We start from the raw sequence: 9,460 nt of genomic DNA on the forward strand, positions 1-9,460 counted from the left end.
GTAGAGGCGCTTTTTGCCTCGCAGGAAGAAGTGAAGCCACCGACCATTCTAGCTGCTGAAGCTGGATTAAGTAAAAAGCGTAAGCGGCTCGTTCAGAAAGGTTAAAATGGTCGATCTTTTTAACTATCGGAGCTGGAACTAAATTAAATAAGAAGCGAAGACAAATTTTCTTGTCTTCGCTTCTTGTATTTGTGTTCCAACGTATTGATTAAAACTAGATAAAAGGGTTACAATAGTGAATATTACCCTACTTGAACTTATTGCCTTTCATTATTAATTATTTGCCTTCCGTATTTTTCCCTTTACCCATGAAAAAAGAGAATAACGTTAAAGTGTGGTGTCTGAATGAATTTGTCAATTGCAGCATTAGAAAACATGAAGTTAAAAGAGTTATACGAGCTTGCGAAAGAATTTAAGATTTCGTATTATAGCAAGTTAACGAAAAAAGAGTTAATCTTTTCTATTTTGAAAGCTCGAGCAGAAAAAGAAGGTTTCTTTTTCATGGAAGGCGTATTAGAAATTATTCAATCAGAAGGATTTGGATTCCTACGTCCTATCAACTATTCTCCAAGCTCAGAAGATATTTATATCTCAGCTTCGCAAATTCGTCGTTTCGATTTACGTAATGGAGACAAAGTTTCTGGTAAAGTACGACCTCCTAAAGAAAATGAACGCTATTTTGGGTTATTACAAGTTGAAGCTGTAAACGGAGATGATCCAGATTCAGCAAAAGAGCGTGTGCATTTCCCTGCATTAACACCATTATACCCAGATCGCCAAATGAAATTGGAAACGGAACCGAAAAAGTTACCGACACGTATCATGGATTTAATCGCACCAGTTGGATTTGGACAACGTGGTTTAATTGTTGCGCCTCCAAAGGCTGGTAAAACAAGTCTATTAAAAGAAATTGCACACAGTGTTACAACAAATCATCCAGAAGCAGAATTAATTGTTCTTTTAATTGATGAGCGTCCAGAGGAAGTAACAGACATTGAACGTTCTGTTAAGGGCGACGTTGTAAGTTCTACTTTTGATGAAGTACCAGAAAATCATATTAAAGTAGCTGAACTTGTGTTAGAACGTGCAATGCGTCTTGTAGAGCACAAAAAAGATGTTATCATTTTAATGGATAGTATTACCCGTTTAGCGCGAGCTTACAACCTCGTTATTCCGCCAAGTGGTAGAACATTATCGGGTGGTATCGACCCAGCGGCTTTCCATAGACCGAAGCGTTTCTTTGGAGCTGCACGTAATATTGAAGAAGGCGGTAGCTTAACGATTTTAGCAACAGCCCTTGTTGATACAGGATCTCGTATGGACGATGTTATTTACGAGGAATTTAAAGGAACTGGAAATATGGAACTTCACTTAGATCGTTCGTTAGCTGAACGTCGTATCTTCCCAGCGATTGATATTCGTCGTTCTGGTACACGTAAAGAAGATCTATTAATTCCAAAAGAGCATTTAGACAAGTTATGGGGCATTCGTAAAACAATGCGTGATACACCAGACTTTGTTGAAAGTTTCTTACGTAAGCTTCGTCAAACGAAGACAAACGAAGAATTTTTACAAAACATTGTTGCAGACTCGAAAAGATATGTAACAACTAAGTAAAGGGAAAAGATTGGGACTCGCTTATTTTATAGTAAGCGAGTTTCTTATGCCTTTTAGGTGATATTAAAGAGAGAAATAAGTGGGAGAACCTTAGCTAGTCAGAGCAGAACGAGCCCCCTCCACTTTAAGGTGATATCTAGCTCCAGCGGCTAGAATGGTAGGTGGCTTCGCGTCTTTCCATGAGGCAAAAAGCGCCTCAAGTGAGAGGGTGTGAAGTGTCCTGGATTTTTAAGTGATATCCAGTTCCGGTGGCTAGCTCTTCACATCTAAGAACCTTCCGCCCGAAAGGTAAAAAGCACCTTTAGGGCGAAAGAACCTTAGCTGGTCAGAGCTGAGCGAGCCCCCGCCGCTTTAAATTTAATATCCAGCTCCAGCGGCTAGAATGGTCGGTGGCTTCGCGTCTTCCTGCGAGGCAAAAAGCGCCTCTACGTCAGAAGCTCCATCCCCCTCTCATTCTGAGCGAGCCGCTTCCGCTTTTAGGTATATCCAGCCCCAGCGGGCTAGAATGGTCGGTGGCTTCGCGTCTTCCTGCGAGGCAAAAAGCGCCTCTACGTCAGAAGCTCCATCCCCCTCCCATTCTGAACGAGCCGCTTGCGCTTTTAAAATTAAAAAGACAAAAACAGGTAGTTGCAAAATGAAGTTAGCCTTGTTATAATTTCATCATATGTGTTTCATCAATATAGTTGTGTATGCAGCTGAAGATGAAAAACTCTGTTTCGAAAATGATTCAGGGCGGAAGGAGATGAAAAGAATGAAAGCAGGAATTCACCCAGATTACAAGAAAGTTGTATTCATGGACACAAACACAGGCTTCAAATTCTTAAGCGGGTCTACTAAAGGCTCTAGCGAAACTGTTGAGTGGGAAGATGGTAACACTTATCCATTACTAAAAGTTGAGATCAGTTCTGATTCTCACCCATTCTACACTGGACGTCAGAAGTTTGCTACTGCAGACGGACGCGTTGATCGCTTCAATAAGAAATACGGTATCAAGTAATAAAAACATAAAACAGGCAAGTGTATGTATTCGCTTGTCTGTTTTTTTTGCGAAAATATTATACCTTTACCCTACTTTTAACTAAAAAGTAGATGAAAGGAGAGCTTCATGTACTTAATAAATCAAAATGGTTGGATTGAAGTGATTTGCGGTAGTATGTTTTCTGGTAAATCAGAAGAGTTAATCCGCCGTGTGCGCCGTACGCAATTTGCGAAACAACATGCAATTGTATTTAAACCATGTATTGATAATCGCTATAGTGAAGAAGACGTTGTATCACATAACGGATTAAAGGTAAAAGCAGTTCCTGTTTCAGCTTCAAAAGATATATTTGAACATATCACTGAAGATATGGATGTAATTGCAATCGATGAGGTGCAATTCTTTGATGGGGACATTGTGGAAGTGGTGCAAGTATTGGCAAATCGTGGCTATCGTGTCATTGTAGCTGGTTTAGACCAAGATTTCCGTGGTCTACCATTTGGACAAGTTCCTCAGCTGATGGCGATTGCTGAACATGTAACAAAACTACAAGCAGTATGTTCTGCATGTGGATCTCCGGCAAGTCGTACACAACGATTAATTGATGGAGAACCAGCGGCATTTGATGATCCGATTATTTTAGTTGGGGCTTCAGAATCGTATGAACCACGCTGTCGTCATTGTCATGCAGTTCCTACAAACAAAGACAAGTAAAACTCGCTGCGCAAGGCGGGTTTTTTTCAGAATAGAGAGTGTGGGTGGTGTGAGCCGCTTACGCTTTTAAATATTATCTAGCTCCAGCGGCTAGAATCTCCGGCCATTTCACTCTCTCGCCTGAAGCAAAAAGCGCTTCAAGGTCAAGAGTTGAAAGTGTCCTGCGATTCTGAGCAAGCCGCTTGCGCTTTTAAATATAATTTGCGTTTTTTTGAGTAAGTACCATATACTATTTGTATTAGATACTAGGATGTAGAGGTGAATGATGTGTTAGATCGTTTGCAAGCTGTAGAAAATCGTTATGAGAAGTTAAATGAATTGTTAAGTGACCCAGAGGTTATTAGCGATACAAATAAGCTTCGTGAATATTCAAAGGAACAGTCTGATATACAGGAAACGGTAGAGGTGTATCGTGAGTATAAGGATGTTCGTGAGCAATTAAAAGATGCGAAAGCAATGTTAGAAGAGAAGTTAGACGCAGAAATGCGTGACATGGTAAAAGAAGAGGTTTCTGAGTTAGAATCACAAGAAAAAACGTTATCAGAACGTCTGAAAATTTTACTAGTTCCAAAGGACCCTAATGATGATAAGAACGTTATCGTTGAGGTTCGTGGGGCTGCTGGTGGCGATGAGGCCGCTTTATTTGCTGGTGACTTATACCGCATGTATAGCCGTTATGCTGAGGTTCAAGGTTGGAAAACAGAAATTATCGAGGCTAGCTATACAGAGTTAGGTGGATATAAAGAGATTATCTTTATGATTAACGGTAAAGGTGCTTTCGCGAAGCTGAAATTCGAGAATGGTGCTCACCGTGTACAACGTGTTCCTGAAACGGAATCTGGTGGACGTATTCATACATCTACAGCAACTGTAGCTGTATTACCAGAGGCAGAAGAAGTAGAAATCGACATTCACGAGAAAGATGTTCGTGTTGATACATTCGCTTCTAGTGGTCCTGGTGGACAGAGCGTTAATACAACGATGTCAGCGGTACGTTTAACGCATTTACCGACTGGTGTAGTTGTATCTTGTCAGGATGAGAAATCACAAATTAAGAATAAAGAAAAAGCGATGAAAGTATTACGCGCACGTGTTTATGATAAGTTTAGACAAGAAGCACAAGCTGAATATGATCAAAACCGTAAACAAGCTGTTGGTACGGGTGATCGTTCAGAGCGTATTCGTACGTATAACTTCCCGCAAAACCGTGTTACAGACCATCGAATCGGTTTAACGATTCAAAAGCTAGATCAAATCTTACAAGGTAAGTTAGATGATTTCATCAATGCCTTAGTGATGGAAGATCAGGCTCAAAGGATGGAGGCAGCTGAGTAATGCGTGTCTATGAAGCCCTGAAATGGGCTTCTTCTTTTTTACAGGAAAATGGACGAGATGAAAATGCGGGAGAAATTGTCCTTTGTCATGTATTAAAGATGAACAGAACAGGATTACTTATGAATATGCGTGAAGAAATAAATGAGGAACAAGAGGCAAGCTTTACGGAGTTTATCCACAAGCATGTAGAAGGTATTCCTATTCAATATATGATTGGTTATGAAATGTTTTATGGCCGGTCGTTCTTTGTGAATGAAGAAGTATTAATACCAAGACCGGAAACAGAAGAGCTTATAGTAGGAGTATTAGAAAGAATTGAGCGCCATTTTGGCGACAAGGAACTACATGTAGCAGATATAGGCACAGGTAGTGGAGCGATTTCTATTACGCTTGCTTTAGAAAATAAAAATCTTCACGTGTATACAGTAGATATTGCACAAGAGTCGATTGAAGTTGCAAAAGAAAATGCAAAATCTTTAGGTGCAGAAGTAACGTTCTATCACGGTGATTTATTGTCACCATTTGATAAAACGGGTCAAAAGCTAGATGTTGTTGTTTCAAATCCTCCATATATACCGGAAGAGGATTGGCGTGGTCTTTCTCCTGTTGTGAAAGAGCATGAGCCGAAGAGAGCACTTGTTGGTGGAGAAGACGGATTAGATTTTTATCGCCGTTTTATGGAAGAATTGCCGAATGTGTTGCAGGAGAAAGCAATTGTAGCGTTTGAAATTGGAGTAGGACAAGGTGAGGATGTAAAGAGATTGTTACAACAAGCTTTTCCGCATGCCCATGTTGAGGTTGTTTTTGATATTAACGGAAAAGACCGTATGGTATTTGCTGAGATGGAGTAAGGTTCACACCTTACTCTATTTTTTTGGGGAAAATTCATATAGATTTTGAATTTAATAGTTTAGAAATATGAAAGTCTGTCCACACTGTTTGTAGAAGGGACGGTGGAGGAAATGAAAAAACAAGTTATTGCTTATCTTCTTATATTATTAATTGGTGCACAGTTACTTGTGCAGTTTGGATATATGAAAGCTGATGCGAAAGGGCCTTCAGTTATTCCGAAAGAGGCCGTTCGATTAAGAATTTTAGCAAATAGTGATTCAGATAAAGACCAGGCATTAAAGCGTAAAGTGCGTGATGAAGTAAAAGCACAAATTGATGGATGGGTAGCGGATTTAACTTCATTTGAAGAGGCACGCAAAGTAATTCAAAATCATATTCCAGAAATCGAGAAAACGGTGGAAAATACGTTAAAAAGAGAAGGAAGTAAAGAATCATTTCAAGTGAAATTTAGTAAGAATGTAAAGTTTCCTACAAAGGTATATGGGAATTTTATTTATCCAGCAGGAGAATATGAAGCAGTATTGATCACAATTGGAGAAGGTGAAGGCGCTAACTGGTGGTGTGTATTATTTCCACCAATGTGTTTCTTAGATTTTTCAAGCGGGACAGCTGTAAGAAAAGAAGAGCACGTTGTGAAGGCGGAATCTCCTGAAGAGGAGCAGGTGAAACAACTAGATGAAGAAGTAGTAGATACAGAAGAGAAGAAAGTGGATAAGGTAAAAGAAAAGAAAGTTGTAAAACAGGAAGTAGTAAAAAAAGTAACAGCTTCTGAAAAGAAAGTAGTAAAAAATGAAACAAAAGTCGAAGAGCAGCCTGTAAGTGAAGAAGAAACAAAAACTGTGGAAAAAGTGGAGAAAACTGTGGAGAAAAAACAAGAAAAGCAAAATGAGTATGTAAAAGTCGAAGAGGAAGAAGAAAAGCCAGAAGTTAAATTGTTTATTGTAGAAGCTTTTACATCTTTATTCTCTAAATAGTACTATTAATAAATCCCTCCTCATATATAAAAATGAGGAGGGATTTATTATGAAGAAAGTGTATTTTGCTACGAAAGCAGATGTGGAAAGATTACATTCTTTTTTCGGACAAGCTAATAAAAAAGATGATAAAATAAATGAGTTGTACGCACAATTTATGATTTTGGAAGAGGCGGAAGAAATACGAGCTGTAATTGGTTATGAACAAAGTGGGGAAGATGTACTTATTCGTTCTTGTTTATTCACACCTCATGTGGATAAACAGACTTTCTTATATTTTTTTGAAATGTTTTTGCAGTATATGAAAGAAAAAAGTGTTCAACAATTGTACTTACTAACAAACCATCCACAATCTGTACCGATCTTTCAGTTCTTTGACTTTTTTACTATAGAAAAGGATGAGGTTCCAGAGGGAATTCAACAGTTAGAACATTTTTGTAAAAATATAAAAGAGCAGAATGCAATAATACTAAATTGTCAGCTATTCACAAAGTTATCCACGGATTAATTAGGTTTATCCACATTTTGTGGATAAACCTTGTTTGTCTTTTGGATAAATCTCATAGTAAACTAAAAATAGACAAGTATTTAAGGGTAGAAAAGGACGTGGAAAAAAATGCATACAAATATGTGGGTTGTGGATAATGTTGTGGAAAGAAAAAAATATTATCCACAGTTACAAGAAGCAGCAAAATTATTAAGAGAAAATGAGGCGGTTGCTTTCCCTACGGAAACAGTATATGGGTTAGGTGCAAACGCGATGGATGATGAAGCAATCGCGAAAATTTTCGAAGCGAAAGGAAGACCGAGTGATAATCCACTCATTGTCCACATAGGTACAAAATCTCAGTTAGATGGGATTGTGAAAGGAATTCCACCAGTTGCAGAGAAGTTAATGGCGCATTTTTGGCCAGGACCATTAACAATTATTTTGCCGAGAAAAGAAGGGATTTCAGAGAGGGTGACGGCGGGACTTAATACGGTTGGGGTAAGAATGCCTGATCATCCAGTTGCACTTGCTCTTATTGAAGAGGCGAATGTACCTGTTGCGGCACCAAGTGCGAATCGTTCAGGGCGTCCAAGTCCAACACTAGCTTCTCACGTATATGAAGATTTGAATGGGAAGATTGCAGGTATTGTTGATGGTGGTGCAACTGGAGTAGGCGTTGAATCAACTGTAATTGATTGTACAAGCCCGGTTCCAACAATATTACGTCCAGGTGGGATTACGAAAGAACAATTAGAAGCGGTGATAGGTACCGTTTCTTTAGATCCAGCTTTAAAGGATGAGAAGGAAAAACCGAAATCACCTGGAATGAAATATACACATTATGCGCCGAAAGCACCACTTAGTATTGTTGAGGGCTCACGTGAGTTTATACAGCAACTTGTGGATGGGAAAAAGGAAGAAGGATTTAAAGTAGGCGTATTAACGACGGAAGAGTATCAACATGTATATAACGCAGATGTTATATTGTCTTGTGGTGTTCGAAGTGACTTAGCTAGCGTTGCGACTAAATTATATGATGTACTTAGAACATTTGATGCAAGTGAAGTGGATGTTATTTTTAGTGAGTCGTTCCCTAATGAAGGAATAGGAAATGCTATTATGAATCGTTTAACAAAAGCGGCAGGACATCATATTATTATTGAATGATAAGGTAAGGTTAGCAAACAGAATATTTCTCCTTGGATAAGCATATTGTGAAGTAGCACGTCCAAGGAGGGGCATGAATGACGTTTGAACAGCTAATACCTTTAATAATTATGGCATTCGCCTTAGGGATGGATGCGTTCTCGGTGAGTCTTGGTATGGGGATGATGCCCCTAAAGTTAAGACAAATCCTGTATATTGGTATGACGATAGGGATATTTCATATTATTATGCCGTTTATAGGGATGGTACTAGGTCGTTTTTTATCAGAGAAGTATGGAGATATTGCACATTTTGCGGGTGCTATTTTATTAATCGGACTAGGTTTTTATATCGTATATTCGACCATTTTACAAAATGAAGAGACTAGAACTGCTCCTATTGGAATTAGCTTATTCGTATTTGCATTTGGCGTTAGTATAGATAGTTTCTCAGTAGGGCTTAGTCTTGGTATTTATGGGGCACAAACAATCATTACGATATTACTTTTTGGATTTGTTAGCATGTTATTAGCGTGGATTGGTTTATTAATTGGTAGACATGCGAAAGATATGCTCGGTACATATGGCGAGATAGTAGGTGGCATCATTCTAGTTGGATTTGGATTATATATCCTTTTTCCTATATAATTTTATGTAGGAGGGAATTATGAACAAGCTATTGGAATGGTATGTTAAGTTTTTAACCTTCTTTCCTCGATGGCTAAGAAGGCTTATAATTTGGGGTATTATTTTGCAAATTGCAATTTTAGGTTGGATTAAGTTAATTCGCGAATAGTAAGATAGCGCCTTTCTGTGCATAGTTTTGTTTGTACTATACTGATTGCGCTAAAAAATTACACATATAGAAAGGATGAGATGAATGACGAGATTGAAGCAAGTTTTTGGTATTATTATTAGTTTTTTTGTTTTTTGGTTTAGTATGCTCGGTGTACAAATGTTTGCTGAGTTTTTAGATATTGAGTCATTGAAATTTGTTGCGGGAAAGACTGAGGCGGCGCGTGCCTTTTACTCTCCGTACCCGTTTTTAATTGTTTTTCTTATTACACTGCTTTCCCTATATTTCTTCGTAATTAAGCTAGGGAAACCGAAAAAAGAAAAACTGCCTACTTTAGAGGAAAAGAAGGAAGAATTACAATGATAAAATCCCCTGCTAAAAAGCAGGGGATTTTATGTTTGAGTGATGGCAGGAATCGAGCCGCCTTGCTTTTAAATATATCCAGCTCCAGCGGGCTAGAATGGTCGGTGGCTTCGCATCTTCCTGCGAGGCAAAAAGCGCCTCTACGTCAGAAGCTCCATCCCCCTCTCATTCTGAGCGAGCCGCTTCCGCTTTTAG

The 9,460-nt window shown here is 38.8% G+C and carries 11 protein-coding genes; all 11 read left to right on the top strand.

Going from position 1 to position 9,460, the window contains the following annotated elements; translation table 11 throughout:
• Positions 1-345 precede the first annotated feature (345 nt).
• The 11 genes from rho (at position 346) to C4S65_RS33240 (ending at position 9,265) form a co-directional block, all read left to right on the top strand.
• Positions 346-1,617, top strand: a complete 1,272-nt coding sequence (gene rho / locus C4S65_RS33190) for a transcription termination factor Rho (RefSeq protein ID WP_001053903.1) — start codon at positions 346-348, stop codon at positions 1,615-1,617.
• A 751-nt stretch (positions 1,618-2,368) separates the two neighbouring features.
• Positions 2,369-2,614, top strand: coding sequence for a type B 50S ribosomal protein L31 (locus C4S65_RS33200; RefSeq protein ID WP_000643435.1), 246 nt, complete (start codon positions 2,369-2,371; stop codon positions 2,612-2,614).
• Positions 2,615-2,722: 108 nt separating this feature from the next.
• The gene (locus C4S65_RS33205) at positions 2,723-3,310 is read left to right on the top strand and encodes a thymidine kinase (RefSeq protein WP_000280851.1); all 588 of its coding nucleotides are present in this window, start codon (positions 2,723-2,725) and stop codon (positions 3,308-3,310) included.
• Between the two features lie 267 nt (positions 3,311-3,577).
• Positions 3,578-4,645: a peptide chain release factor 1 gene (gene prfA / locus C4S65_RS33210; protein WP_000887066.1), complete on the top strand. Its 1,068-nt coding sequence runs from the start codon at positions 3,578-3,580 to the stop codon at positions 4,643-4,645.
• Positions 4,645-5,496, top strand: a complete 852-nt coding sequence (gene prmC / locus C4S65_RS33215) for a peptide chain release factor N(5)-glutamine methyltransferase (protein ID WP_001267025.1) — start codon at positions 4,645-4,647, stop codon at positions 5,494-5,496. Before prfA ends, prmC begins: the two co-directional genes overlap by 1 nt.
• 111 nt (positions 5,497-5,607) lie before the next feature.
• Entirely contained in the window at positions 5,608-6,471 is an 864-nt protein-coding gene (spoIIR, locus tag C4S65_RS33220; protein ID WP_061667945.1) for a stage II sporulation protein R, read from the top strand.
• Positions 6,472-6,520: 49 nt separating this feature from the next.
• Positions 6,521-6,979 carry a mechanosensitive ion channel protein gene (locus tag C4S65_RS33225; RefSeq protein ID WP_000758437.1) on the top strand — a complete coding sequence of 153 codons (459 nt, stop codon included), beginning with the start codon at positions 6,521-6,523 and terminating at the stop codon, positions 6,977-6,979.
• Positions 6,980-7,087: 108 nt separating this feature from the next.
• Complete coding sequence (locus C4S65_RS33230; protein ID WP_086407139.1) at positions 7,088-8,128, top strand: L-threonylcarbamoyladenylate synthase; 1,041 nt, start codon at positions 7,088-7,090, stop codon at positions 8,126-8,128.
• A 77-nt stretch (positions 8,129-8,205) separates the two neighbouring features.
• Positions 8,206-8,754, top strand: coding sequence for a manganese efflux pump MntP family protein (locus C4S65_RS33235; protein WP_000142475.1), 549 nt, complete (start codon positions 8,206-8,208; stop codon positions 8,752-8,754).
• Between the two features lie 19 nt (positions 8,755-8,773).
• Positions 8,774-8,902, top strand: coding sequence for a hypothetical protein (locus tag C4S65_RS35595; protein ID WP_001037632.1), 129 nt, complete (start codon positions 8,774-8,776; stop codon positions 8,900-8,902).
• A gap of 84 nt (positions 8,903-8,986) precedes the next feature.
• A complete protein-coding gene (locus tag C4S65_RS33240; protein WP_000197471.1) occupies positions 8,987-9,265 on the top strand; it encodes a DUF3935 domain-containing protein in 279 nt (92 codons plus the stop codon).
• The last annotated feature ends 195 nt before the right edge of the window (positions 9,266-9,460 follow it).

The sequence above is a fragment of the Bacillus sp. ok061 genome (assembly GCF_900108285.1).
Taxonomy (GTDB): domain Bacteria; phylum Bacillota; class Bacilli; order Bacillales; family Bacillaceae_G; genus Bacillus_A; species Bacillus_A thuringiensis_S.

What these genes read in the sequence shown, in the direction of transcription:
- C4S65_RS35595 (WP_001037632.1), top strand. Translation starts at nt 8,774, where the DNA reads ATGAACAAGCTATTGGAATGGTATGTTAAGTTTTTAACCTTCTTTCCT.
- prmC (WP_001267025.1), top strand. Translation starts at nt 4,645, where the DNA reads ATGCGTGTCTATGAAGCCCTGAAATGGGCTTCTTCTTTTTTACAGGAA.
- spoIIR (WP_061667945.1), top strand. Translation starts at nt 5,608, where the DNA reads ATGAAAAAACAAGTTATTGCTTATCTTCTTATATTATTAATTGGTGCA.
- C4S65_RS33205 (WP_000280851.1), top strand. Translation starts at nt 2,723, where the DNA reads ATGTACTTAATAAATCAAAATGGTTGGATTGAAGTGATTTGCGGTAGT.
- C4S65_RS33230 (WP_086407139.1), top strand. Translation starts at nt 7,088, where the DNA reads ATGCATACAAATATGTGGGTTGTGGATAATGTTGTGGAAAGAAAAAAA.
- C4S65_RS33240 (WP_000197471.1), top strand. Translation starts at nt 8,987, where the DNA reads ATGACGAGATTGAAGCAAGTTTTTGGTATTATTATTAGTTTTTTTGTT.
- C4S65_RS33235 (WP_000142475.1), top strand. Translation starts at nt 8,206, where the DNA reads ATGACGTTTGAACAGCTAATACCTTTAATAATTATGGCATTCGCCTTA.
- rho (WP_001053903.1), top strand. Translation starts at nt 346, where the DNA reads ATGAATTTGTCAATTGCAGCATTAGAAAACATGAAGTTAAAAGAGTTA.
- C4S65_RS33200 (WP_000643435.1), top strand. Translation starts at nt 2,369, where the DNA reads ATGAAAGCAGGAATTCACCCAGATTACAAGAAAGTTGTATTCATGGAC.
- C4S65_RS33225 (WP_000758437.1), top strand. Translation starts at nt 6,521, where the DNA reads ATGAAGAAAGTGTATTTTGCTACGAAAGCAGATGTGGAAAGATTACAT.